The 23,921-nt window shown below is 72.7% G+C and carries 20 protein-coding genes and 1 pseudogene; 8 read left to right on the top strand and 13 right to left on the bottom strand.

Features of this window, described 5'->3' with window-relative positions; genetic code table 11:
- Positions 1-5 precede the first annotated feature (5 nt).
- On the bottom strand, positions 6-686 hold the full coding sequence (mtrA, locus tag AC3CBB_RS09125; protein WP_123507536.1) for an MtrAB system response regulator MtrA: 681 nt from the start codon (positions 684-686) through the stop codon (positions 6-8).
- Between the two features lie 167 nt (positions 687-853).
- Here mtrA and AC3CBB_RS09130 point away from each other — a divergent pair, with 167 nt between their 5' ends.
- The 5 genes from AC3CBB_RS09130 to AC3CBB_RS09150 all read left to right on the top strand — a co-directional run bounded on the left by AC3CBB_RS09130 (position 854) and on the right by AC3CBB_RS09150 (position 6,320).
- A complete protein-coding gene (locus tag AC3CBB_RS09130; RefSeq protein WP_488624337.1) occupies positions 854-2,155 on the top strand; it encodes a hypothetical protein in 1,302 nt (433 codons plus the stop codon).
- Positions 2,152-2,784, top strand: a complete 633-nt coding sequence (locus tag AC3CBB_RS09135) for a DUF4129 domain-containing protein (RefSeq protein ID WP_488624338.1) — start codon at positions 2,152-2,154, stop codon at positions 2,782-2,784. Before AC3CBB_RS09130 ends, AC3CBB_RS09135 begins: the two co-directional genes overlap by 4 nt.
- Entirely contained in the window at positions 2,781-3,989 is a 1,209-nt protein-coding gene (locus tag AC3CBB_RS09140) for a DUF4350 domain-containing protein (RefSeq protein ID WP_488624339.1), read from the top strand. The genes AC3CBB_RS09135 and AC3CBB_RS09140 overlap by 4 nt, the downstream gene beginning before the upstream one ends.
- Before the next feature lie 67 nt (positions 3,990-4,056).
- Positions 4,057-5,025 (top strand): AAA family ATPase, encoded by a 969-nt coding sequence (locus AC3CBB_RS09145; RefSeq protein ID WP_488624340.1) that lies wholly within the window; start codon positions 4,057-4,059, stop codon positions 5,023-5,025.
- Between the two features lie 2 nt (positions 5,026-5,027).
- Positions 5,028-6,320 carry a DUF58 domain-containing protein gene (locus tag AC3CBB_RS09150; RefSeq protein WP_123507245.1) on the top strand — a complete coding sequence of 431 codons (1,293 nt, stop codon included), beginning with the start codon at positions 5,028-5,030 and terminating at the stop codon, positions 6,318-6,320.
- 408 nt (positions 6,321-6,728) lie between these two features.
- Here the strand turns inward: AC3CBB_RS09150 and AC3CBB_RS09155 are convergent, their stop codons facing one another.
- Positions 6,729-7,724, bottom strand: a complete 996-nt coding sequence (locus tag AC3CBB_RS09155) for a stage II sporulation protein M (RefSeq protein ID WP_488624341.1) — start codon at positions 7,722-7,724, stop codon at positions 6,729-6,731.
- Between the two features lie 18 nt (positions 7,725-7,742).
- Here AC3CBB_RS09155 and AC3CBB_RS09160 point away from each other — a divergent pair, with 18 nt between their 5' ends.
- On the top strand, positions 7,743-8,612 hold the full coding sequence (locus AC3CBB_RS09160; RefSeq protein WP_488624342.1) for an RDD family protein: 870 nt from the start codon (positions 7,743-7,745) through the stop codon (positions 8,610-8,612).
- Positions 8,613-8,815: 203 nt separating this feature from the next.
- Here the strand turns inward: AC3CBB_RS09160 and AC3CBB_RS09165 are convergent, their stop codons facing one another.
- From AC3CBB_RS09165 to AC3CBB_RS09185, 5 genes are all read right to left on the bottom strand, one after another.
- Positions 8,816-11,242: a heavy metal translocating P-type ATPase gene (locus AC3CBB_RS09165; RefSeq protein ID WP_488624343.1), complete on the bottom strand. Its 2,427-nt coding sequence runs from the start codon at positions 11,240-11,242 to the stop codon at positions 8,816-8,818.
- Positions 11,239-11,463 (bottom strand): heavy-metal-associated domain-containing protein, encoded by a 225-nt coding sequence (locus tag AC3CBB_RS09170; protein ID WP_488624344.1) that lies wholly within the window; start codon positions 11,461-11,463, stop codon positions 11,239-11,241. Before AC3CBB_RS09170 ends, AC3CBB_RS09165 begins: the two co-directional genes overlap by 4 nt.
- 32 nt (positions 11,464-11,495) lie before the next feature.
- Positions 11,496-11,822 carry a metal-sensitive transcriptional regulator gene (locus AC3CBB_RS09175; protein ID WP_488624345.1) on the bottom strand — a complete coding sequence of 109 codons (327 nt, stop codon included), beginning with the start codon at positions 11,820-11,822 and terminating at the stop codon, positions 11,496-11,498.
- A 243-nt stretch (positions 11,823-12,065) separates the two neighbouring features.
- The gene (locus AC3CBB_RS09180) at positions 12,066-13,499 is read right to left on the bottom strand and encodes a phosphomannomutase/phosphoglucomutase (RefSeq protein ID WP_488624346.1); all 1,434 of its coding nucleotides are present in this window, start codon (positions 13,497-13,499) and stop codon (positions 12,066-12,068) included.
- Positions 13,489-13,701, bottom strand: a complete 213-nt coding sequence (locus AC3CBB_RS09185; protein WP_488624347.1) for a DUF3499 family protein — start codon at positions 13,699-13,701, stop codon at positions 13,489-13,491. The genes AC3CBB_RS09180 and AC3CBB_RS09185 overlap by 11 nt, the downstream gene beginning before the upstream one ends.
- A gap of 77 nt (positions 13,702-13,778) precedes the next feature.
- Between AC3CBB_RS09185 and AC3CBB_RS09190 the strand changes: the two genes are divergently transcribed.
- Entirely contained in the window at positions 13,779-14,225 is a 447-nt protein-coding gene (locus AC3CBB_RS09190; protein WP_123507251.1) for a metallopeptidase family protein, read from the top strand.
- 58 nt (positions 14,226-14,283) lie between these two features.
- On the opposite strand, the gene AC3CBB_RS09195 is transcribed toward AC3CBB_RS09190, so the two are convergent.
- The 4 genes and pseudogenes from AC3CBB_RS09195 to galE all read right to left on the bottom strand — a co-directional run bounded on the left by AC3CBB_RS09195 (position 14,284) and on the right by galE (position 20,284).
- Complete coding sequence (locus tag AC3CBB_RS09195; RefSeq protein ID WP_488624348.1) at positions 14,284-15,702, bottom strand: DUF5719 family protein; 1,419 nt, start codon at positions 15,700-15,702, stop codon at positions 14,284-14,286.
- Positions 15,695-18,526: a glycosyltransferase gene (locus tag AC3CBB_RS09200; protein WP_488624349.1), complete on the bottom strand. Its 2,832-nt coding sequence runs from the start codon at positions 18,524-18,526 to the stop codon at positions 15,695-15,697. The genes AC3CBB_RS09195 and AC3CBB_RS09200 overlap by 8 nt, the downstream gene beginning before the upstream one ends.
- A gap of 106 nt (positions 18,527-18,632) precedes the next feature.
- Positions 18,633-18,938 (bottom strand): annotated as a pseudogene (locus AC3CBB_RS09205) (WhiB family transcriptional regulator); the annotation flags it as partial.
- A gap of 383 nt (positions 18,939-19,321) precedes the next feature.
- A complete protein-coding gene (gene galE, locus AC3CBB_RS09210; protein ID WP_488624350.1) occupies positions 19,322-20,284 on the bottom strand; it encodes a UDP-glucose 4-epimerase GalE in 963 nt (320 codons plus the stop codon).
- A gap of 89 nt (positions 20,285-20,373) precedes the next feature.
- Between galE and AC3CBB_RS09215 the strand changes: the two genes are divergently transcribed.
- A complete protein-coding gene (locus AC3CBB_RS09215; RefSeq protein WP_488624351.1) occupies positions 20,374-21,327 on the top strand; it encodes a helix-turn-helix domain-containing protein in 954 nt (317 codons plus the stop codon).
- 30 nt (positions 21,328-21,357) lie between these two features.
- Here AC3CBB_RS09215 and AC3CBB_RS09220 read toward each other — a convergent pair whose 3' ends face one another.
- Positions 21,358-22,494: a hypothetical protein gene (locus AC3CBB_RS09220; protein ID WP_488624352.1), complete on the bottom strand. Its 1,137-nt coding sequence runs from the start codon at positions 22,492-22,494 to the stop codon at positions 21,358-21,360.
- Between the two features lie 69 nt (positions 22,495-22,563).
- The gene (gene manA / locus AC3CBB_RS09225; protein ID WP_488624353.1) at positions 22,564-23,748 is read right to left on the bottom strand and encodes a mannose-6-phosphate isomerase, class I; all 1,185 of its coding nucleotides are present in this window, start codon (positions 23,746-23,748) and stop codon (positions 22,564-22,566) included.
- Positions 23,749-23,921: the final 173 nt, after the last annotated feature.

Below are 23,921 nucleotides of genomic sequence, written 5' to 3' on the forward strand. Positions count from 1 at the left end.
AAGCGCTAGACACTGGCGCCGGCGCGGTACCCGACGCCGCGCACCGTGCTCACGATCCGCGGGTTGTCGGGATCGTGCTCGACCTTGGCGCGGAGGCGCTGCACGTGCACGTTCACCAGGCGGGTGTCGGCCTTGTAGTGGTAGCCCCAGACCTGCTCGAGCAGCATCTCGCGCGTGAAGACCTGCTGCGGCTTCGACGCGAGGGCGAGCAGCAGCTCGAACTCCAGCGGGGTCAGGTTGATGACCGCGTCTCCGCGGCGCACCTCGTGCGCTGCGACGTCGACCGTGAGGTCGCCGACGGCGAGGGTGTCGCTCGACGGCTCGGCGATGGGGCGAAGCCGCGTGCGGATGCGTGCGACGAGCTCCTTCGGGTTGAACGGCTTCACGACGTAGTCGTCGGCGCCCGACTCGAGGCCCCTCACGACGTCGCTCGTGTCGCCCTTCGCCGTCAGCATGATGATGGGCACGCCGCTCTCGGCGCGCAGGAGGCGGCAGACCTCGATGCCGTCGATGCCCGGGAGCATCAGGTCGAGCAGCACGAGATCCGGCGTCGTCTCAGCGAACGCCTCGAGAGCCCCGCTGCCATCGGCGCAGAACGACGCCTCGAACCCATCGGCACGGAGCACGATGCCGATCATCTCGGCCAGGGCTGGGTCGTCGTCAACCACCAGGATGCGGGGGGTCATGGTCTCCACGGGTAAGAAGCGCCGCGCGATGCGGGTCGCTCCACAGTAGCGAACGGCGCTGGGATCGCCACAGGCAAGGCCATCGGAGGCGCTCAGCCTTCAGCTCCGGTGTCGGCGGCCTGTGGTTTCATGGTTCAAAGCACGGACGCACGCACCACGGGGGATCCATGAGCACGGACGCACCACGCAACGCCGACGAGGGCTCGCCCTGGGCGGCGCCGGGTGGTGCGTCGCCGCGGCCGGGGGGCGTGCCGGCGGTTCCGCCCGTTCCTGCGCCCGCCGCCCCGCCCGCGCCGCCTCCGGGCTACGGCCAGCCCGCACCGCCCGCCGGAGTCGCGCCTTCCGTCTACCCTCAGCCTGGCGGCATGCCGCCCGCCTATCCACGGCAGGGTCCGCCTCAGGGGCCGCCGCCCGGGTGGGCGCCGCCGCCGAAGCCGGGCCTCGTGCCGCTGCGGCCGCTCACGCTCGGCGACATGCTGGGCGCCGCGTTCCGGGTGTTCCGGCGGAATCCGCTGACCACGTTCGGCACCGCCCTGCTCTTCTCTCTCGGCTCCACCGTCATCGTCGCCGGCGTGGGCGCGCTCATCGTGGTCGGCGCGGTCGGCCGCTACCAGAGCGCCCTCCCCCAGGACCGCGACTCGATCCTTCCCGGCACCATCGCCGGCGGCGCGCTGGCGCTGCTCGTGCCCGTCTTCTTCCAGGTCGGGGTGCAGGCGATCCTGCAGGGCGTGCTCGTGCTCGAGACCAGCCACCAGATCGTCGGCGAGAAGATGCGTCTTCGCGGGCTCCTGCGCCAGGCCCGGGGCCGGATCTGGGCGCTGATCGGCTGGGCCGCGGCCATCAGCGGCGCTCTGCTCGTCGGGATCGGCATTCTGGCGGGCGTCGTCGTGCTGCTGGTCGTGGGGGTCGGCCAGGCCGCCGGCATCACCGCGGGCGTGCTGGTCGGCGTCTTCGGCAGCCTCGGAATCGTCGTGCTCGCCGTCTGGGTGGGCACCAAGACGGTGCTCGTGCCGAGCGTGCTGCTGCTCGAGCGCTTGGCCTTCCGCGCAGCGATCGCCCGGTCGTGGCGACTCACCCGCGGCAGCTTCTGGAAGACGTTCGGCATCATCGCGCTCGTCGCCGTCATCGTCTCGGTCGCGTCGAATGTCGCGAGCGCGCCGGTGTCGTTCATCGGCGGCCTGGCGGGCGGGCTCCTCGCCCCGAACGGCAGCGACGACTCCAGCGGCGCCGTCGTCTCGTACGTCCTCATCCAGGTCGCGTCGGGTCTCGTCGCGCTGGTGGTGGGCGCCATCGGCTCCGTGATCCAGTCGGCGACCGTGGCCCTGATCTACGTCGACCTCCGGATCCGCCGCGAGGGGCTCGACCTCGACCTCGTCCGCTACGTGGAGCTGCGCCGGCACGGCGTGACGCCGCTGCCCGACCCGTACCGGCCACCCGGGGCCCCGACCGCTCCCCCCGGAGTCGCGTGAGCGCCCCGCTCTCGCCTGGTGCCGACGAGGCCCGCAGGCTCCTCCAACAGGAGCTCGCCAAGGCCGAGTACCAGAACGCCAAGCCGGGCCTGCTCGACCGTGTCGCCCAGTCGTTCTGGGACTGGGTCAACTCGCTCGAGTTCGGCTCGGTCAAGGGCGTGCCGGTGCTGGGCATCCTCGTCGTGCTCGCGATCGTCGCCGTCGTGCTCCTCGTGGTGTTCCGCGTGTACGGGGCGCCGCGACTGAACCGCAAGGCGTCGGCCGCGTCGACGCTCTTCGGCGAGAACGACGACCGCTCGGCCGCCGACCTCCGAGCCGCGGCCGCCCGCGCTGCCTCGGCCGGCGACCACGATCTCGCGGTCGTCGAGGCCTTCCGCGCGCTGGCCCGGGCGCTCGACGAGCGCGACGTCGTCTCGACCAGCCCGGGCACGACCGCGCAGGCGTTCGCCGTGAGCGCGGGCGAGGCGTTCCCCGACCTCGCTGGGCGGATCCTCGACGCGTCCGGCTCGTTCGACGGCGTCCGCTACCTCGAGCGCTCCGGCACCGCAGCCGAGTACGAGCGGGTGCGGGAACTCGACGGGGCTCTCGAGACGGCCAGCCCGGCCCGGCCGATCGGCGTGCTCGCATGACCGACACCGCGACCCGGCCGCGCCGTACGGAGGCCCCCGGCCCGCGGGTGCCGGTCAACGTCCGCACGCGGATCCTGCTCGGGCTCGGCGCCGCCGTCGTCGTCGCCGTCCTCGCCCTGCTCGTCGTCGGCGGTCTCGCCGGCACGACCGGCAGCGCCCTCGACGCAGCCAGCACGCAGCCGAGCGGCGCCAAGGCGCTGGTCAGCGTGCTCCGGGGTCAGGGCATCGACGTGACAGTGACGACGACGCTCTCGTCGACTGCGGCTGCCGCGGCGGACGACCCCGCCAAGACGACGATCTTCGCCTACGACTCGAACGGGTACCTCGACGCCGACCAGTGGCGGCGCCTCGCCAGCGCCTCGTCGCACCTCGTCGTCGCGGCCCCGGCGCAGACGGCCCTCGACGCCGTCGCACCCGGCGTCACCGCGTCGACGAAGGAGCTGACCGGCACGCTCGCGCCGAGCTGCGACCTTCCGGCACTCGCGCAGTCGAGCCGTGTCACCGGAGACGGCAGCCGCTACACCGTGGCCGCCGGCTCCGACGCCGACCGCTGCCTCCCCGCCACGAGCGGCGGCGGCTACGGCCTCGTCCAGCAGCCGTTCGAGGGCTCGACCGTCACTGTCGTCGGCACGACCTCGGCGCTCAGCAACGAGAAGGTCGCCGACCTCGACGACTCCGCCTTCGCGCTCGCGCTCCTCGGCGACTCCCCCACGCTCGTCTGGTACCTCCCCTCCGTCGACGATCTGCCGAAAGGCACCGGTACCCTCGCCTCGCTCACACCCGGCTGGGTCACGCCGAGCATCGCACTGATCTTCGCCGCCGGGATCGCGGGCGCGTTCTGGCGCGGCCGCCGACTCGGGCCCCTCGTCGTCGAGAACCTGCCCGTCGTCGTGCGGTCGACGGAGACGACCGAGGGCCGGGCGCGGCTCTACCAGCGCGGCACCTCCCGGGTGCACGCCCTCGACCAGATCCGCGTCGGCGCCCTGTCGCGGCTCGCCCTCGCGGTCGGGCTCGGGCGGGGGGCCGACGTCGACCAGGTGGTGCGGCGGGTGGCCCAGTTCCTGCGCGTCGACCCCAAGCAGGTGCGCCACGTGCTCGTGGATGCCGTGCCCGGAGACGACGCCCACCTGATGGCCCTCAGCGACAGCCTGCGCGACCTCGAAGCCGCCGTCGCGCGAGCCGTGCGGCCCGGGGCGAGACCATGACGCGCCCGACCCGGCATCGCCCGATCCGAACCAGCACCCCGCCCCTTCGACGGAAAGACTCATCGGCATGACAACGACCCCCACGAACTCCGACCTGCAGCAGTCGTTCGCGCGAGTCCGCGAAGAGGTAGGCAAGGCCGTCGTCGGCCAGGACGGCGCCGTCTCGGGCCTCATCGTCACTCTGCTCGCGTCGGGCCACGCGCTGCTCGAGGGCGTTCCCGGCGTGGCGAAGACGCTGCTGGTGCGCGCTCTCAGCCACAGCCTCAGCCTGGAGACGTCGCGCGTGCAGTTCACGCCCGACCTCATGCCCGGCGACATCACGGGCTCGCTCGTCTACGACTCGAAGGCCGGCGAGTTCGAGTTCCGGCAGGGGCCGGTCTTCACGAACATCCTGCTGGCCGACGAGATCAACCGCACGCCGCCGAAGACCCAGTCGGCGCTGCTCGAGGCCATGGAGGAGCGCCAGGTCTCGGTCGACGGGGTCTCGCGGCCTCTGCCAGTGCCCTTCCTGGTCGCGGCGACGATGAACCCGGTCGAGTACGAGGGCACCTACACGCTGCCCGAGGCGCAGCTCGACCGGTTCTTGATGAAGCTGACGCTCGGCCTGCCCGCCCGCGACGCCGAGGTCGAGGTGCTCGCGCGCCACGCGGCGGGCTTCTCGCCCCGCGACCTCACCGCCGCCGGCGTCACGCCGGTGATCGGCGAGGCCGACATCCTGGCGGCGCAGGCCGCGGTCCGCCAGGTCGGCGTGCGGCCCGACGTGCTCGCCTACATGGTTGACCTGGCCCGGGCGACCCGCGAGAGCCCGTCGGTGCGGATCGGCGTCAGCCCGCGCGGATCGACGGCCCTGCTCGCGGCGTCGAAGGCGTGGGCGTGGCTCACCGGGTTCGACCACATCACCCCCGACCACGTGCAGGCCATGGCCATGCCCGTGCTGCGCCACCGCCTGCAGCTGCGCCCCGAGGCCGAGCTCGAGGGAGTCGACGCCGACTCGATCCTCGGCTCCGTCCTGCAGCAGGTGCGGGTGCCGCTCTAGCCATGGTCGTGACCGGATGGTTCGTGCTGCTCGTCGCCCTCGGCGTCGTGCCGATCCTCGTCGCGCCCAGCCCCTGGGTGCTGCTGGCGTGGATCGTGCTCTGCGTCGTGCTGCTCGTCGTCGACGTGCTGCTGGCGGCGTCGCCGAAGAAGGTTCGGCTCACGCGCGACCTGCCGGGCTCGATCCGCCTCGGCGAGAGCGCCACGTCGACGCTCTCGGTCTTCAACGAGAACCGGCGCAGGATCCGCGGAACCATCCGCGACGCGTGGCAGCCATCGGCCGGCGCCTCGCCGTCGCGCTTCCGTGCGGGCATCGACCCCGAGCGCCGAGTCGTGCTGACGACGGGCCTCACGCCGTTCCGGCGGGGTGAGCGCCGCGCGTCGGCCGTAACCGTCCGCACCCTCGGTCCCCTCCGGCTCGCCGGGCGCCAGGCCACCCACCCCCTCGCCGGAGCCGTGACCGTGCTCCCCCGGTTCTCGTCGCGCAAGCACCTGCCGTCGCGGCTCGCCCGCCTGCGCGAGCTCGACGGCCGCACCAGCGTCATGGTCCGTGGGCAGGGCACCGAGTTCGACAGCCTGCGCGAGTACGTCCGCGGCGACGACGTGCGCTCCATCGACTGGCGCGCGACCGCCCGCCGGAGCGACCTCATGGTGCGCACCTGGCGGCCCGAGCGCGATCGCCGGGTCGTGATGGTCGTCGACTCCGGGCGCACCAGCGCCGCCCGCGTCGGCGACGAGCCCCGCCTCGACACGGCCTTCGAGGCGGCGCTTCTGCTCGGCGCCCTGGCGACGCGCGCCGGCGACCGGGTCGACCTCGCGATCGCCGACCGCCGCGTCCGCGCGAGAGTGCAGGGCGCGAGCGGGGCCGACCTCCTCTCGCAGATGGTCTCGGCCATGGCGCCGGTCGACCCCGAGCTCGTCGAGACCGACTGGGCCGCTGTGCCCGCGCTCGTCCGCTCGATCACGACGCAGCGGTCGCTCGTGGTCCTCTGCACGACGCTCGACACCCCCGGCGCCGCGCGCTCGCTCCTCGCCGCCGTGCCGCAGCTCGCCAGTCGGCACCTGGTCGTCGTCGCGAGCGTCACCGACCCGGCGCTGACCGCGCTGACGACGGCGCGCGACACCCGCGACGACGTGTACCGGGCCGCCGCCGCCGAGCGCGCGCTGCTCGACGTCGCCCGCGTCTCGGCCGCCCTGCGGCAGCTCGGGGCCGACGTCGTCACCGGGACCCCCGCCGACCTGCCGCCCGCCCTCGCCGACCGCTACCTCGCCCTCAAGGCGGCGGGCCGGCTCTAGCCGCGCCGCGCCGCCGCGCCGCTGCTGCCGCGCCCGCCGCCGCCGCCGCGCCACGGCGCGGCCGCCGCAGCCGCGCCGCCGAGATGGCCGGCGCCGTCGCCCGCGCCTGACCCACCCGACGCCCAGGGCCACCTCGCGCCGGGCGCCGCGCCGCCGCCGCCGCCGCCGAGAAACCCCGATCTGGGCGACTCGATCCCCGAGAACCCCCACTCGGGGCAACTCACGCGCACCCACCGCGCCGATCGGCACCGCGCCGCCGCCGCCGAGATGGCCGGCGCCGTCGCCCGCGCCTGACCCACCCGACGCCCAGGGCCACCTCGCCGCCGCGCGTCGCGCCGCGCCGCCGCGCCCGCCGCCGCCGCCGAGATGGCACGCCTCACGGCAGGAGGGACGGACGGCGCCCCGACGTCAGCCGGAGACCAGCCGCCGCGCCCCCGCCTCGAACTCGTCCAGGTCGCCGGTCTGGCCGGCACGGTGGGCGCGCCCGCCGACGACCCACTGGTAGACGACGAAGGCCGCGAGCGCGACGGTCCCGATCCCGATCTTGATGGCCCACGGCCACGGCTGGCGGGTGACGAACCCCTCGATCACGCCGGAGACCAGCAGCGACAGCATCAGGCCGATCGCGATGGTGAACAGGGCGCGGCCGTCTTCGGCGAGCGCCTGCCCGCGGGTCCGGGCGCCGGGCGCGATCCACGACCAGAAGATCATGAGCCCGGCGGCCATCGACACGAACAGGCTGTACAGCTCGAGCTGGCCGTGCGGGGCGATGTACAGGAAGAAGTAGTCGAGACGCCCCTGGTCGGCCATGATGCCAGCGGTCAGCCCGACGTTCTGCGCATTGGTCAGGAGGATGTACGGCACGAACAGGCCGGTGATGCCGAACGCGATGCTCTGGGCGGCGATGAACGCGTTGTTGGTCCACACCTGACCCGTGAACGACGATGGCGGGTTGTCGGAGTAGTAGTCCACGAAATCGCCGGTCGCGAACTGCCTGCGGAACTCCGGTGTGCCGAAGGTCGCGAGCACGGCCGGGTTCGACGCGGCCCAGGTCGCGAACAGCACGGCGACGACGACGGTGACCCCGGCGGTCACGAGCGACAGCCAGCGTACCCGGTAGAGCGCGGCGGGCAGCTGGGCGACGAAGAACGCGGGGATCTGGGCGGCGAGGTTGCGGCCGGCCCCCGTGAAGCGGAGGCGGGAGCGGCTCAGGGTCAACGAGAGGCGGTCGGCGGTGCCTGACGTTCCTGCGCTCGATTTCATGGCCGAGAGCTGGGCGGCGCCCGACTGGTACAGCTCGATGAGCCGGTCGGCGTCGTCGCCCTCGAAACGGCGGCGGCGGGACAGCGCGTCGAGCTCCGCCCAGTCGGCGGAGTGGGCGCTTGCGTAGGCGTCGAGATCCATTCTGATTAGATACTAGGCATGGCTGGTCGTCGCGTCCGCAAGGACTCCCCCGTCGCGTTCGACGCATTCGCGCCCGACGACGACGAGCTGGTCACGGGCGAGGCCGTCGGGCTCGACGTGCGACCGGCGTCGTTCGTGCTGCGGCTGGCGGGTGTGGCCATCGACTACGCCGTGTACTTCCTGGGGCTCATCGGACTCCTGATCCTGCTGTCGCTCGCCGCCGAGAACAGCCTCGTCGACGACTCGACCGCCCAGGCGCTCGTGATCGTGTCGCTCGTGCTGGCCCTCATCGTCGCGCCGACGGTCGTCGAGACGGCCACGCAGGGCAAGTCGCTCGGCAAGCTCGCGGTGGGCGCCCGGGTCGTCCGACTCGATGGTGGCGCCATCGGGCTGCGCCACGCGTTCATCCGCGCCCTCGTCGGCATCCTCGAGATCGTCGCGACCACCGGCGGAGTGGCCGTCGTGGTGGGGCTCCTGAATTCGAGGTCCCGCCGCCTGGGCGATCTGCTCGCAGGAACGTACGCCCTCAACGAGCGGCCTCCGAAGGCCGGGCGCGTGGTCTACGCCGTCCCGCCCGAGCTCGAGGCGTGGTCGCGGCTCGCCGACGTGGCGAGGCTTCCTGATTCGCTGGCTCGGCGCATGTCGTCGTTTCTGCAGCAGTCCGGCGCGATGACGCCCGACAGCCGAATCCGCGTCGCGTCGGGTCTTGCCGCAGAGGCCTCGGCGTTCGTGTCGCCGCTGCCGGAGGTCGCGCCCGAGCTGTTCGTCGTGGCCGTGTCGGCCGTGCGCCGCGAGCGCGAGTCGCGGGCGCTGGCGGCCGAGGCCGCGAACCTCGAGCGGCTGTCGCCGGCGCTGACGGGGCTGCCGGCGGGGTTTCCGAGGCGCTGATCCCGGCCTTGCCCGTCCGCCCGCGACACCACGATCAGGACTCGGCACCATTCCGCCAGCCTGCAACACCACGATCAGGACTCGGCACCATTCCACCAGCCTGCAACACCACGATCAGGACTCGGCACCACGCAATGCAGTGGTGTGGAGTCCCGATCGTGGTGTGGTGCCAGGGGGCCGGGCCCATCGACGCCGCCGCGCGGCTAGAGAGCGCGCCGCAGCCGCAGGCTGTTCCCGACGACGACGAGCGACGACAGCGCCATCGCCAGCCCGGAGACGACGGGATTGAGCAGGCCGAGCATCGCGATCGGCAGCGCCGCGACGTTGTACGCGAACGCCCAGAACAGGTTGACCTTGATCGTCCGCAGCGTCGTGCGCGCGACGACGAGCGACTCCGCGATCAGGCGCGGGTCGTCGCGCATGAGCGTGATGTCGCCGGCCTCGATCGCGGCGTCCGAGCCGCCCCCGAGCGCGATCCCGACGTCGGCCCCGGCCAGAGCGGCCGAGTCGTTGACGCCGTCGCCGACCATGGCCACCACGTGGCCCTTCGACTGGAAGGACCGCACGGTGTCGAGCTTTCCGCCGGGCAGGACCCCGGCGACGACGCGCTCGATCCCGAGTTCCTGCGCCACTCGCCGCGCAGCGCCCTCGTTGTCGCCGGTGACCAGCACCGGAGTCAGGCCGAGTGCGCGGAGGTCGGCGATCGCCTGGCCGCTGGTGGGGCGCACGGTGTCCGACACCACGATCACGCCGCGGGCGAGGCCGTCCCAGGCGACGACGACCGCGGTCGCGCCGCTCTGCTCGGCGGTGTCGACGGCATCCTGAATCGACGCGTCGAGTGTGACGCTCCACGCGTCGGCGATCCAGCCGGGCCGGCCGACCGCCACGAGGGTGCCGTCGACCAGAGCGTGGGCTCCCTGGCCCGGCGTCGACCGGAACTCCCCTGATTGTGGACGCAGGAACCGCCCGCCCTCGCCGGCCTCCACGATCGCGCGCGCCACCGGGTGCTCCGAGAACCGCTCGACCGCCGCCGCGCGAGCGAGCACCTCGGGGTCGACCTCGTTGCTGACGCTCATCAGTCCCGTCGTCAGGGTCCCGGTCTTGTCGATCAGGACGGTGTCGACCGCACCGGCGCGCTCGATGACCTCGGGTCCGCGGATCAGGATGCCGCGCGTGGCGCCGAGACCGGTGCCGACGAGCAGGGCGGTCGGAGTCGCCAGTCCGAGCGCGCACGGGCAGGCGATGATGATCGTCGCGACCGCCGCGGCCACGGCGACGGACGGCGCGGAGCCGGTGAGCAGCCAGAGCACCAGCGTCAGGAGGGAGAGCCCGATGACGACGGGGACGAAGACTCCTGAGATGCGGTCGGCGAGGCGCTGCACCTGCGCCTTGCCGGTCTGGGCGCTCTCGACGAGGCTCGCGATGCGGGCGAGCTGCGTGTCGCTGCCGACGCGCTCGGCGCGGACCGTGAGGTGGCCGCCGGCGTTGAGGGTTCCGCCCGCCACCACAGCGCCGGGGGCCACTTCGACAGGAACGGATTCTCCGGTGAGCATGCTCACGTCGACCGCCGAGGTTCCTGAGACGACCACGCCGTCGACCGGGATCCTCTCCCCCGGGCGGACGGCGACCACGTCGCCGACCTGCAGGGCCGCGGCGTCGACCGTGGTCTCGACTTCATCGCGCACGAGAGTCGCCGTGCGCGGGGCGAGGTCGAGCAGGGCGTGCAGAGCGCGGCCGCTGGTGACACGCGCCTTGGCCTCGAAGTAGCGTCCGGCGAGCAGGAAGACCGTCACGACCGAGGCGACCTCGAGGTAGACGTCTCCGCTGGCCGACCCGGACCGCCCGAACAGGCGCAGCTCCATGTGCATGCCGGTCATCCCCGCGTCGCCGAAGAACAGGGCGTAGACCGACCAGCCGTAGGCCGCCGTGACGCCGAGCGAGATGAGGGTGTCCATTCCGACGCCGCCGTGCCGAGCCTGGCGGACGGCCATCGAGTGGAACGGCCAGGCGCCCCAGATCGCGACCGGGCTCGCGAGTGCGAACGCGAGCCACTGCCAGTCGGCGAACTGGAGCGGCGGGACCATCGACAGCACCAGGACGGGCAGGGCCAGGATCGCCGACACCACGACGCGCTGCCGCAGGTCGTCGGCGGAGCCGTGGTCGTGCTCGCCGGAGGCGTGCTCAGACGCGGCGTGTTCGGGCGCGGTGTGTTCGGGCGCGGTGTGTTCGGGCGCAGCGTGCTCAGGCGCGGCGGGCGCTCGGTCGCCGGACGCGGCGCGGCCGGGCTCGACGGGCGTCGAGGCGCCGCGGTCACCGTGGGTCGCGGTGGCCCCGCGATCCTGCGCCCGGCCGTCTCGGGTCGGCCGCGACGGAGCCCGCAGCACGAGCGCGCCGTAGCCGGCGGCGGCGACAGCGGCGAGTGCGACATCATCTGGCGCCTCGGACGGGAGCTCGACGCGGGCGCGCTCGGTCGCGAGGTTCACGGATGCGGTGGCTCCCGGGATGCGGTTGAGCTTCTTCTCGACGCGAGCCGCGCAGCTGGCGCAGGTCATCCCCTCGATGCTCAGGTCGACGTGGCGGCGGTCGAGGTCAGGGGTGCTCGGCGTGGTGCCGTCGACTCCGGGCGTCACGACCGGGCCGCCAGGGAGTAGCCGGCCTCGTCGAGGGCGGCGCGGACGTCGTCACCCGGGAGAGGGGCGGCGCTGGTCACGGTCACGGCGCTCGAAGCGCCGGGCTTCAGGTCGACGTCGACCGAGGCGACGCCGTCGAGGGCGCCGAGCTCGGACGAGACGGAGTGCACGCAGTGGGCGCAGGTCATGCCGTCGACGAGGTACGTGGTGGTGGTGGTCATTCGGGTCTCCTCCGAAGTGATGGGGTCGCGCGTCACGAGCGCACGAGGCGGGCGATGGCGGCGGACGCCTCCTTGACCTTCTGGTCGGCGATGTCACCGCCCTGGCGCGCGGCCTCGGCGACGCAGTGGGCGAGGTGGTCGTCGAGCAGCTGGAGCGCGACGGTCTCGAGGGCCCTGGTCGCCGCCGACACCTGGGTCAGGACGTCGATGCAGTAGGTGTCTTCCTCGACCATTCGCTGCAGGCCGCGGACCTGCCCCTCGGCGCGTTTGAGGCGCTTGATGATGAGCTGCTTGTCGCCGCTGTAGCCGACATGCGCGCTGTGGTCGTGAGCGGTGCTGTCGTGCGTGGTGCTGTCCATGTCGTTCCTCCATACCCCCTAGGGGTACCGCCACCCTACGACTCCGCACCGTCGAACGGTACCCCCCGGGGGTACCTGCCACCGCCCGCCCTCCGAAATTCAAGGAGAAATGTGCGCGCGGCGTTGATGCGAGACGGATCGGCGGCCTCCGCCGCACATATCTCCTTGAATTTCGGCGGAGACGCGGGCCCGACGACGAAGCCCCCGCCGACGGCGGGGGCTTCGGAGCGACGCGGACCGCGCCTACGCCCGGATGAGCGCCAGCACTGCGTCGCGCACGCGCTCCATGCTCGCCGGCGTCGCCGCCTCGGCGTTCAGGCGCAGCAGAGGCTCCGTGTTCGACGGGCGCACGTTGAACCACCAGAACTCGCCGTCGTCGAACGAGCCTGAGACGGTCAGCCCGTCGAGCTCGTCGAAGTCGCCGACACCGGTGTAGGCATCGACGATGCGCGCGTAGGCCGCGGGTACGTCGTCGACGACCGAGTTGATCTCGCCCGACGCGGCGTAGGGCGTGTACCGGTTCGTCAGCTCGGAGAGGGGGGCGTCGCCGCCGCCGAACTCGGCGAGCACGTGCAGCGCCGCCAGCATTCCGTTGTCGGCGCCCCAGAAGTCGCGGAAGTAGTAGTGCGCCGAGTGCTCGCCGCCGAAGATGGCGCCGGTCGACTTCATCTCGTCTTTAATGAGCGAGTGGCCGACGCGGGTGCGCACGGGCGTGGCCCCGGCGGCCTCGATGGCCTCCGGCACGGCGCGCGAGGTGATCAGGTTGTGGATGACGTTGATGCTCTCGGTCGGCGACGCCGCGCGGACGCGCGCGATCTCGCGGACGGCCACGATGGCTGCGACGGCCGACGGGGTGACGGCGTCGCCGTTCTCGTCGACGACGAAGCAGCGGTCGGCATCGCCGTCGAAGGCGAGGCCGAGGTCGGCGCCGTGCTCGACGACGGCCTTCTGCAGGTCGACGAGGTTCTTCGGCTCGAGGGGGTTCGCCTCATGGTTCGGGAAGGTCCCGTCGAGCTCGAAGTAGAGCGGCACGATCGTGATCGGCAGCGCGCGGAGGCCGGCGGCGGTCTCGAGCACGGCCGGGACGGTGAGGCCGCCCATGCCGTTGCCGGCGTCGACGACGATCGTGATCGGGCGGATCGTCGACAGGTCGACCAGCGAGCGGAGGTAGGCGGCGTACGACTCGAGGGCGTCGAAGGGGGTGACGGAGCCGGGCTCGGCGACTGGCTCGATCGCTCCCGCGCCCAGGTAGGCCGATGCTCGATCGCGGATCGAGGCCAGGCCGGTGTCGAGGCTGATGCCCTGGGCGCCCGCCCGCGAGAACTTGATGCCGTTGTAGGTGGCCGGGTTGTGGCTCGCCGTGAACATGGCGGCGGGGGCGTTCATCGAGCCCGACGCGAAGTACGTCTCGTCGGTCGAGCAGAGGCCGAGCAGGGTCACGTTCGCCCCGCGGGCGGTGGCGCCGCGGGCGAAGGCGGCGGCGAACTCGGGCGACGAGTCGCGCATGTCGTGGCCGACCACGATGCCGGCGTCGCCGAGCGTCGACGGGCCGATCTCGTCGGCGAATGCGGCACCGAACGCCTCGACGATCTCGGGCGTGAGCTGGCTGCCGACGAGCCCTCTCACGTCGTACGTCTTCACGAAGGCGGAGAGGTCTACGGAGGCGTCAGATGTCATGCCCCAAAACTACATGCCGCACGACCTGCCACCCTTGCGGGGCCGACAATCTCTCGGCGTGCACGGCGCACAGGTCGTAGCCGTGCGGCTCGACGGTGCCCGACAAGGGGCCCACCACCGCCATGGAGTCGGCGTAGTCGTAGGTCAGGGTGGCCACGGCCTCGGTCTGGCACGTGACCTTGCTGCAGGGTCGCCCGTTCATCGAGATCCAGGGTACTTGCCGCCGCCGACACTCGCCGACGGATGTCTCGCGACGAAGGCGGCGACTACCATGAGCGAATGGCTCGATCCCGAAGCGTCCGCGTCACGGGACGCTCCACGTTCCGCGACCGCCACGGGCGGGGCCTGCGGTCATCTGCGGCGGGTCCGCACCTGCCCTTCCTGCAGACGCGCATCGACCTCTTCGACGACATCGTCGGCGCGGCCGCGCAGTACCTCCGGGAGCTCTGGCCCGACGACCTCGCCGACGTGACCTTCGAGGTCGCGGGCCTGCCGGGCGAGGGGTCCGACGGCCTCGTGCGCTACCGCGTCGATGCCCGCCGCCGAAGCATCGTGCTGTACCGCCTGCCGATCGAGCGCCTCGCCAAGCCGCGCGAGCCGCGGGGCACGCAGGACGCCGCATGGGACCACCGCATGACGATCGAGGGCTACGTCTTCCGCGCCGTCGGCGAGCTGATCGGCAGAGACCCCTGGGACCTCGCGCCCGACCGCTACCGCGACCGCTGAGCCTGTCGCTGCGATCGCAGGCAGCGGGCGCAGGCAGCGCAGGAACCAGCCGATCCGATCAGGGGTAGACCGTGACCGGCCGCGACACCGCCGTCGGCGACTCGAGCGCGTACGACGCGATCTGCGTCGACGAGTTGAAGCTGATCGACGCCCGGAGCCCGTCTCCGTCGCGGATCGAGCCGACGGCTCGCGCGTTCACGGCGCGGGTCACCGATCCTCCGGCCGGCACTGAGACCGTCACGGTCGCCTTGCCCCGCACTGCCAGCGACGTCGTCACGGCCCGCGAGGTGGGGTTGGCGAGCGTCAGCGTGGCCGCCGGGCCCGCCGGAACGGTGAACAGCGTCTCGCCGTCGATGGCCGGGGCTGCCGCCGCCCACGAGAGGTCGGTGACTCCCCCGGCGCCGATGGTCGACGAGCGGACTCCGGCCACGATCGGCTGCGACGACTGGACCGTGGCCGTGTAGGTGCCGGTCTTCAGACCGTCGAGCGGGATGTCGTCGACCTGGCCGGCCTCGGCCGTCTCGGTGAAGGTCGCGCCCGTGCCATCGGCCGTGCGGAGCTGGATCGAGAGGTCGGCGTTCGCGTCGCCGGGCACGAAGACGCGCAGGGCGGTGACGAGGTCGCCGTAGCCGTCCTCGGCCGCCTTGGCCTGGAGGGCGTCGCCACCGCGCACGACGATGCCGGGCACCGTCACGGTCGACGCAGGAGGCGCCGAGGCGCTGACGGTGTCGAGGCCGCCGGCCCGCAGGGTGCGGACGACGCTGACCTGGAGGTCGGCGACGATCTGGCCGCCGGTCGAGGTCACGTGGACGACGGGGGAGGTGAGCCCGGTCGCGAAGCCCGAGAGCGGCACCACCTTCTGGCTGTTGGGGGCGACGACGATGCCGGTGAGGCCCGGACCGTCGACCGTGCCCGACTCGCCGAAGACCGACAGGTCGACGGTGGAGTTCACGTCGGTGGGATTGACCAGCGAGATCAGGGTCGTGCGGCCGGTGTCCGTCGAACCGCCGACGAGCCAGGTCGAGCTGGTGGGCTCGGCGCACGACGAGGCCGCGAAGCCGGTGAGGTCGGAGGTCGCGGACGACGCGCTCTGAGCGGCGGCGACCAGGGGCACCGTCGTGGAGCCGCCGGACGCGGCCGTGACGAGCAGAGGGTCGGAGCCGGTGCCGTCGGCGCCCGCGAGCGTCTTCGTGGTCGGGGCGTCGCCGCTGCCGGCCGCCGTCACGGTCGCCGCGGTGCCCACGGCCGACACGGACGTCGCCGACGCGCCGGAGTCGCCCGAGAGACGCAGGAGCGACCCTCCGCACACCCGCTGCTGGTCGAGCGCGACCGGCGTCACGATGCGCCCGGCGGGGGTCTCGCTCAGCGTCGGCAGCGGCACCAGGACCGCCGCCGCGACGACGGCGCCGCCGACGGCGAGCGCCACGACGCCGAGGCCCAGGCGGAGTCCGGTCGACTTGGCGGTTCGCCTACTCATCTCGCTCCTCGTCGAAGGTGGTCGCCGGCTGCTCGGCCTCGGGGGCGCCGGGGCGCACCCGCCGGCGGCGCGGCGCGGTCGGGATGGCCAGCAGCAGCGCCGAGCCGAAGATCAGCGCCCACGACGCGAGCACGATCGGGCGCAGCGGCCCGCTGGTCGGGTGCCGGGTCGTCCGCTCGGTCGCATCCACGTACCGCCAGAGCTGGCCGGACGACGTGTCGGCGGCCTTCAGCAGCAGGGCGTTGCTGCCGAGCACCTGGGCTGCGCGCTGGTTCAGTGCGGCGGCTGGATCCTGCTCGTTGGTGTCGTCGAGCAGGACGAAGCCGACGCCGAGCTCCTTCAGCACCGGGGCCGGGTCGTAGCCGCTGCGGCTGACCAGGTTGCCGGCGAGGATGGTCAGGTCGCGACTGGTCGACGAGAGCTGCTGCTGCGTCGAGTCGAGCGTCGACTGCTGGTCGAGGGTCTCGCCCTGTCCGCGCTCGAGCGACACGGCGAGCGTGCCGTCGGGCTGCGGGGTGAGCACGAGCGTGCCGACGTCGGGCTTCGCCACGGCCTCGGCTGTCACGTAGGCCGAGAGGATCCTGCCGTCCGAGGGATGGATCAGGGCCGTGCCGCCGAGCGTCGCGATCAGGACCGGCACCGAGGCGGCGACTCCGAGCACGGCGAACAGGAAGCCGAGCGGCGGCGTGAACCGCGGGATGCGGTCGAGGCTGACAACGGCGGCGCCGATCATGCCGAGGAAGTACAGGCTGAGGCCGCTGCCGGCCCGGACGCCGGTCGTCGAGCTGCCGACACCGGTGATCTCGAGGTGCGTCGCGGCGACCGCGGTGGCGTAGCCGAGGAGCGCGACGGCGAGGCACGCGATGGCACGGCCGCGGGTGGGCAGGAAGACCGAGACGACGGCGAGGATGCCCAGAGGCAGGAGCGCGAGCGCGACGAGGAAGGCCATCGTCGCACCGCTGATGCCAGCGCCGGCGACGAGAGCCGTCCAGCCGTTGAGGCCGGTCTCGGGCGAGCCGAGCAGGAGCTGCAGCGGCGACGCGGCATCGGCCCGCGACGGCGCGCCGGGGTCGGCGAAGAGCGCCCACCAGGTTCCGCGCGAGACCTGCGCGATGGCCAGCGGCACGAACAGGGCGAGGGCCGGCAGCGGGATCCCGAGCATGCGGTGCGTGCCGCGGGGGCGGGTCGCGATGGCGCCGAGCCACCCGATGACGAGGGCGGGCAGCAGAGAGGGGGATCCTGCCGCGATCAGGGCGAACAGGATCGACGCCGCCGCGCCCGCCGACCACGAGCGGTGTGACGCCACCATCGTGACCACCAGGAACGGCAGGAGCGCGTGCGCGACGAGGGCTCCGAGGTGGCCGGTCTGCATGGCCGAGAGCACGGGCGGCGACATCGAGTAGACGAGCGCGGCGATGGTCGGCACCCAGCTGCGGCGCGTGATCAGACGGGCGGCGAACCAGGCGCCGAGTGCCGAGAGGGGCAGCGCGACGAAGTAGAACAGCACGATGCCGAACGACGGCGCCCAGAACGTGATCGTTCCGAGGATCGCCACGAGCCCGGCGAACGGGTCGGAGGGGCCCACGTAGCCGGTGCCGATCTCGTGCCAGCCGTAGCCGACCGAGTTCCACAGCGATGCGACCGTGGTGCTGACCGGGAGCAGCCCGCCTCCGGTGATCGCCTGCGCGCTCAGGAAGGGGAAGAAGGCGACGATGCCGACGACGGCGGCCAGCAGCGTGATCCAGAGGCCGCCCGAGCCGACGAAGCTGGCGCGGGGCGTCGCGGAGTCCTCGATGCCGGCGAGCTGCGCGTCGCGCTCGTTGACGCGTCGCTCGCGTACCTGCGTGACGGTTGCCCGGAGCGGCCGGATCGCCCCCCAGGAGGCGGTCTTCGTGCGCCGGAGGTTCGCGCGCGCACGGGTGATGTGCGACCCGCCGAACGCCGTCGCGAACGCGGTGCGGAACTCCCCGATCGCAGCACCAGGGTTCTTCACCAGGAGGTGCCAGAGCGAGCGGACGAAGGCCAGCGGCACCAGGCTCAGCCAGTGGAGCGGCAGAGCGGCGAGCGGCGCGTAGACGAGGCGGCGGTGCAGCTGAGCGGCGCGGGTCAGTCGCGCCTGTCGGGCGTGGCCGCCGGGTTCGCGACCGAAGTCCTCCGGTGGCCCGGCCGACTCGACGCGGGCGGACGGCACGAGCACGACGCGGTGCCCGGCGAGGCGGGCGCGCGTCGAGAAGTCGAGCGAGGCGTCGATGTGCGGGAGGCCGGGATCGAAGCCGCCCAGGGCAGTCCAGACGCTCCGGCGCACGAGCATGCCGCCCGCGGCGACGCCCAGCACGTCGGCGTGCGAGTCGTGCTGCCCCTGGTCGAGCTCGCCCGCGACGAGCGGCATCGAGCGGCCGAGCACGGTGACGGTCTCGCCGAACTCCGAGATGACGCCCGGCTCGGACTGCCGCATGAGCTTCGGGCCTGCCACGGCGACGGACGGCGCGACCTCGACGGTGGCGAGCAGCTCGGCGAGCGCCACGGCCTCGGGAGCGTTGTCGTCGCCGAGGATCCAGAGCCACTCGTCGTCGCTCTCGGGAGCCGGACCGAGCACGCGGACGGCGTGGGCCACGGCGGCGCCGATCGAGGTGACGCCCGGCGCGGAGACCATCTGGGCGGCGCCGCTCAGAGCGAGGCGGCCGGCGTCGGAGTCAGCGGGCGATGCATCGACCACGACGAGCGCCTCGGGCGGTCGCGTCTGTTGCGACAGCCCATCGAGGGTTCTGTCGAGGGAGGCCGCACCGCTCGGCGCGACGAGGATCGCTGTGACTCTCGGCTGCATGACGGTGAGACTCTAGGTGCCCCGCAACGCCGGACGGCGCACCCGGTGGGCGCGCCGCAGCGATTCATAGGTGGGGATCAGCCCGGTCAGCCGAGTGCCGGACGACCTAGGCGCGCCGACGAAGCTTCCTGCGCTCGCGCTCCGACAGCCCGCCCCAGATTCCGAAGCGCTCGTCGTTCTGCAGGGCGTACTCGAGGCACTGGGCCTTGACGTCGCACGACGTGCAGATCTTCTTGGCGTCGCGCGTCGAGCCGCCCTTCTCGGGGAAGAACGCCTCGGGGTCGGTCTGTGCGCAGAGCGAGTCGGCCTGCCAGCCGAGCGGGTTGGCCTCTTCGTCGACGACTGAGGTGCGACGGACGCCGGGGACGCCGAGCGAGACCGGATCGACGTGCCAGTTGTCGGGAACCGTCGAGCCGGTAGTGCGACCACCTGAGAGGAGGGCGTCGGCCTGAGCCTCGAGCGACGGGACGGCCGAGAGACGAGCACCCTGGTCATGCAAGCCCTGGTCGTGCAAGCCCTGGTCGTCTGAGCCCTGGCTGTCTGCCCTGTGGTCGTGGATGGCCATTGCTCATCTCCCCTCGTGCTGCCACTCCCCCGCTGGGGTGACACCTGTAATTACACTCGTGTAACTAGGGGTACGTCAAGTCGAGCATCATAAAACCCTCGACCCCCGAATGAGGGTGATTTGACTCCCGGGCGTGTCGCGAGTCGCGAACCTCGGGCGTGTCGAACGGGGTACAGCCTGTTCCGGGCGCGGCGCGCGATTCGATCGCAGGAACTGCCCGCGCCGTCGGCTCAGGCCGCCGCCTGCCTCGCCGCCCACGCGCTCTGCACCATCTCGAGAAGGGTGTGCCGCATCTTCCAGTCGAGGTCGCGCCCGGCGAGCACGCCCTCGGCCACGATGCGGTCGGGATCGCCCGGACGGCGCGCCGCGATCTCCGGGGTGAAGGCGATGCCCGTGCCCTCCGCCATGGCGTCCATGATCTGCTTCACGCTCGAGCCGTCGCCCGAGCCGAGGTTGTACGCCGCCTCGAGAGTCTCGCCGGCATCGAGCCTCCGCGCCGCCGCCGCGTGCGACACGGCGAGGTCGGCCACGTGCACGTAGTCGCGCACGCAGGTGCCGTCGGGAGTGCCGTAGTCGTCGCCGAAGATCTTCGGCGCGCGGCCCTCGAGCAGCGCCTGGAACACCAGCGGGAAGAGGTTGTGCGGGCTCGCGTCATACAGGTCGGGCTCGCCCGAGCCGACGACGTTGAAGTAGCGGAGGCTGGTGTGGCGGAGGCCCGTCGCGACGCCCTGGTCGCGCAGCAGCCACTCGCCGATCAGCTTCGACTCGCCGTACGGCGACTCCGGCGACTTGGGCGTGCCCTCGGTCACCACGTCGGTCGGCGGCACGCCGTAGACGGCCGCGCTCGACGAGAAGACGATCCGGTCGACGCCCTTGGCCGCCATGGCGGCCAGCAGGACGGCCGTGCCCGTCACGTTCTGCTCGTAGGTGTGGAGCGGGCGCTGCACCGACACCCCGGCGTACTTGTAGCCGGCCACGTGCACCACGCCGGTGACGCCGTGCTCGTCGATGGTGCGCTCGACCAGCGACTGGTCGAGGATCGTGCCCCGGACGAACGGGACGCCCTCCGGCACGAACGACTCGATGCCGCTCGACAGGTCGTCGACGACGACGGGCGACAGCCCCTCCTTCGCGAGCGCTCGAACGACATGCGAACCGATGTATCCGGATCCCCCGGTAACCAACCAAGCCATGGGCCAAACCTATCGGTACCGCCGCGCTCGATGCGTGTGGCAGGATGTGAACTCCCGACGAACATCCGCCACGTTCCCCTGGAGGCCCCGTGCTCCGCTCCGTCGCCGTCCTCGCCGTCGAGGGTCTTCCGCCGTTCGAGTTCGGCGTCGCCTGCGAGGTGTTCGGCATCGACCGGCGCGACACCGGCGGGCCCGCGTTCGACTTCCGCGTCGTCACGGCGCGGCCCGGTCGTGTGAAGACCAGCCTCGGGTTCGAGATGGTGATCGAGCGCGGGCTCGACGAGGCGCGCGGAATGGACCTCGTGGTCGTACCGGCGCACGGGGTGGACGCTGTGGAGCCGGAGTACCTCGAGTTCCTGCGCCGGGTGCACGCCGAAGGCGCGATCATCCTCAGCATCTGCAGCGGCGCCTTCACGCTCGCGGCGACCGGCCTGCTCGACGGCCGCCGGGCCGCCACCCACTGGATGCACGCCGACACCCTGCACGAGCGCTATCCGCTCGTCAGCGTCGACCCCGACGTGCTCTACGTCGACGAGGGGTCGATCGTCACGAGCGCCGGCACCTCGGCGGGCATCGATGCGTGCCTGCACATCGTGCGGCGCGAGCTCGGCGTCGGCGCCGCCAACGCGATCGCGCGGCGCATGGTGATCCCCGCTCAGCGCGACGGCGGGCAGGCGCAGTTCATCGGCGCGCCGATCGCCGAGCGCTGCTCCGACTCACTCGCCGCCGTCATGGACTGGATGCTCGAGAACCTCGACCGCGAGCTCACCGTCGACGAGCTCGCCCGCCGCGCGCTGATGTCGCCCCGCACCTTCGCCCGGCGGTTCCGCGCCGACGTCGGCACCACGCCCGGCGCCTGGCTCAACCGGCAGCGGCTGCTGCGCGCCCAGCACCTGCTGGAGGCCACCGACGACACCCTCGAGGCGATCGCCGGCGCTACCGGCTTCGGCTCGGCGGCCGTGCTGCGGCACCACTTCGCGCGGGTGCTGCAGACGACGCCCACGGCCTACCGGCGGGCCTTCGGAGAGCGCCAGCTCGCCTGACCGCTCGCGCCCGCGCGCCGCCCGCCCGGCTCAGCCCGCCAGCCGCAGCACGTCGACGAGCACGTGCCGGACCATCAGCAGCACGAGCAGCGCTCCCGGCAGCGTGGCCCGGAGCAGCCACTTCCGCCTCAGCCGACGGCCCTCCGGTGCGACGACGACGCGCGGCACGGCTCCCGGCCGGGTGTCCGCGTAGCGCTCGGTGCGGCGGCGGGTCGCGCCGCCGACGCGCGATACGAGGTCCTCGATGGCGAGCAGCGTCGCCCGGTCTCCGACCCGGAACGCCGTCGGCGCCGACAGGAGCAGCGAATCGTCGATGAGCTCGACGTCGAAGCCGGCCGCCTCGTCGACGAGGAGCGCCATGAGGTCGGGCGTGAGCACGTACAGCAGGTCGGGGCCGTATCCGTCGGGTGCGTAGACGGTGAAGTACCGCCCGAAGTCTCCCTCGAGCTCGATGCGCTGGCCTGCCTGGTAGCCCGCCCGGCCGAAGCGGCGCGGGTGGGTCCGGCCGGCCCGGACGGACTCGAGCACGACGTGGGGCACCCTCCGGTCGAGCCGCACGCGGATGAAGCCCCAGGCGCGCCCCTCCCGCCGGATCGTGATGCTCTCGGGACTCAGGACGATGTTGCCGAACTGGAATCCGTGCGCCCGCTCGAAGTCGAACACGTCGCGGGTGTGGGCGGTCGCCCCCTCGTGCACGAGCGTGCCGGTGAGGCGCGGGACCGGCGCCCCGAAGGCATGCGCGCCCCCGTTCGCCTCGGCGAACCGCGCGAAGCGGACCCTCCGTCGCCAGTGGTTGCTGAGCCGGGTGTCGCGCCGGATCATTCCGACCAGCGCGACGATGAGCGCAGCGCACAGCGCTTCGACGATCAGGATGCCCGCCAGGCCGAGGACGGCGTCTCCGAGGCTGCGCCCGACCCACCGGATGCCGGGGTCGCCGAACACCGCGACATCCACGAGCGCCAGCGCGAGCCCGGCGACACAGGCGATGACGACGGACGCCACGAGGAGGGCCGGCACCGTGGCGATCATCGTCCGGAGCGGTACGACCGTATCGGGCCGGACGTGCCTGGTGCGCCGTCGGAACTCCCGCACCTCGCGCCGGGTGGGTCGCCGATCGAGCTCGCGGTAGTCGAACCGCGCCGCAGCCCTCTGATCGACTCCCGTCACCACCCCATCGTGCCGGGGCGGTGACGTCGCCGCAGGTCCCCGTTAGGGGTGCGGGCGCAGGAACTGCGGCTACGCCGCCGTCGCCACGAACGCCTCGCCCGTGCCCGTGACGGCGAGCCGCCACTCGTCGGGGGTGACGTACACCGACTCGCCCGCGCCGAGCTTGATGTTGCCGTCCTGGCCCTTGAGGTGCAGCTCGCCGCTCGTGACGAAGACGATCGAGGGGCCGCCGAGCTGCACGACCGCTCCGGCGTCGCCGGGGGTCACGTGCAGCAGGGCGAAGCCGACCTCGGTGGGGTCGAAGCGCTCGACGCCGGGGCCGACCTCGACGGGCTCGAGGGAGGGCGCCGGGAGCGGCTCGAAGTCGAGCACGCGCATCAGCTCGGGAACGTCGACGTGCTTGGGCGTGAGTCCGCCGCGGAGGACGTTGTCGGAGGGCGCCATCAGCTCGACGCCGAGGCCGCCGAGGTAGGCGTGGATGTTGCCCGCGGGCAGGAAGAGCGCCTGGCCGCGCTTCAGCGTGACCCGGTTGAGCAGGAGCGCCACGACGATGCCGGGGTCGCCCGGGTAGTCGGCTGCGAGGTCGGCCAGGGTCGCCACGGTGGGCGAGATGGCGGCGTGCGCGCCGGCGTTCGAGACGGCCGCCGTCGCCGCGGCGCTGACGGCCTCGATCAGGGCCGGGGCGTCGTCGCCTTCGAACAGCCACGCCACGGTGGCCTCGAGCGAGTCGGCGAGGTGGGCGCGGAGCGGCTCGAACGCTCCGGACGAGTCGTCGAGGGCGTCGACGTCGACGAGGGTCTCGGCGACGGTGCGGAACCCGCAGAGCGCGTCGAACTCGTCGCTGAGCGCGTAGATGATCTCGGGCTTCGGAAACGGGTCCTTGTAGTTGCGCTCCGTCGCGATCAGGGGCACGCCGGCGCGGTTCTCTCGGTCGAAGCCCTCGCGCGCCTGCTGCGGAGTCGGGTGGGCCTGAATCGACAGCGGCTTGGCGGCCGCCAGGATCTTCATCAGGAAGGGCAGGTGGCGGCCACCGGCGCCGAGCGCCCGCTCGGGCTGTGCCGCGATCCAGTCGGCCAGAGTGTCAGCGCCGTCGACCACCGCGGGGTTCACGACGATGCTCGGCGACCCGGGGTGGGCGCCGAGCCAGAGCTCGGCCTCGGGCTTGCCCGTCGGCTTGCGGCCGAGCAGGTCGGAGATCGCCGTCGTCGAGCCCCACGCGTAGTCGCGCGGGACGTTGGTGATGGCTAGGAACATGTCTGACCTCATCGAGACGGGGTGGTGGGCCATCGCTTGGCCCCCCTCTACAAACGGGCGCGACCGCGCCCACCTGGGCGTTGGTCAAAACTACCAAGGCCGTTGGCAGTCGTCCTGCATCGGCCTATCGTCGCCTCCGGATCGGCCGACGAGGGCCGGCCGCCGACACGAGA

Source organism: Frondihabitans sp. OV104 (assembly GCF_057787745.1).

Bases quoted from the DNA above. Each gene is read 5' to 3' on its own strand.
- AC3CBB_RS09140 (WP_488624339.1), top strand. From the start codon at position 2,781: ATGACCGACACCGCGACCCGGCCGCGCCGTACGGAGGCCCCCGGCCCG.
- mtrA (WP_123507536.1), bottom strand. From the start codon at position 686: ATGACCCCCCGCATCCTGGTGGTTGACGACGACCCAGCCCTGGCCGAG.
- galE (WP_488624350.1), bottom strand. From the start codon at position 20,284: ATGGCTTGGTTGGTTACCGGGGGATCCGGATACATCGGTTCGCATGTC.
- AC3CBB_RS09175 (WP_488624345.1), bottom strand. From the start codon at position 11,822: ATGGACAGCACCACGCACGACAGCACCGCTCACGACCACAGCGCGCAT.
- AC3CBB_RS09160 (WP_488624342.1), top strand. From the start codon at position 7,743: ATGGCTGGTCGTCGCGTCCGCAAGGACTCCCCCGTCGCGTTCGACGCA.
- AC3CBB_RS09185 (WP_488624347.1), bottom strand. From the start codon at position 13,701: ATGAACGGGCGACCCTGCAGCAAGGTCACGTGCCAGACCGAGGCCGTG.
- AC3CBB_RS09200 (WP_488624349.1), bottom strand. From the start codon at position 18,526: ATGCAGCCGAGAGTCACAGCGATCCTCGTCGCGCCGAGCGGTGCGGCC.
- AC3CBB_RS09150 (WP_123507245.1), top strand. From the start codon at position 5,028: ATGGTCGTGACCGGATGGTTCGTGCTGCTCGTCGCCCTCGGCGTCGTG.
- AC3CBB_RS09130 (WP_488624337.1), top strand. From the start codon at position 854: ATGAGCACGGACGCACCACGCAACGCCGACGAGGGCTCGCCCTGGGCG.
- AC3CBB_RS09195 (WP_488624348.1), bottom strand. From the start codon at position 15,702: ATGAGTAGGCGAACCGCCAAGTCGACCGGACTCCGCCTGGGCCTCGGC.
- AC3CBB_RS09170 (WP_488624344.1), bottom strand. From the start codon at position 11,463: ATGACCACCACCACCACGTACCTCGTCGACGGCATGACCTGCGCCCAC.
- AC3CBB_RS09145 (WP_488624340.1), top strand. From the start codon at position 4,057: ATGACAACGACCCCCACGAACTCCGACCTGCAGCAGTCGTTCGCGCGA.
- manA (WP_488624353.1), bottom strand. From the start codon at position 23,748: ATGTTCCTAGCCATCACCAACGTCCCGCGCGACTACGCGTGGGGCTCG.
- AC3CBB_RS09180 (WP_488624346.1), bottom strand. From the start codon at position 13,499: ATGACATCTGACGCCTCCGTAGACCTCTCCGCCTTCGTGAAGACGTAC.
- AC3CBB_RS09155 (WP_488624341.1), bottom strand. From the start codon at position 7,724: ATGGATCTCGACGCCTACGCAAGCGCCCACTCCGCCGACTGGGCGGAG.
- AC3CBB_RS09190 (WP_123507251.1), top strand. From the start codon at position 13,779: ATGGCTCGATCCCGAAGCGTCCGCGTCACGGGACGCTCCACGTTCCGC.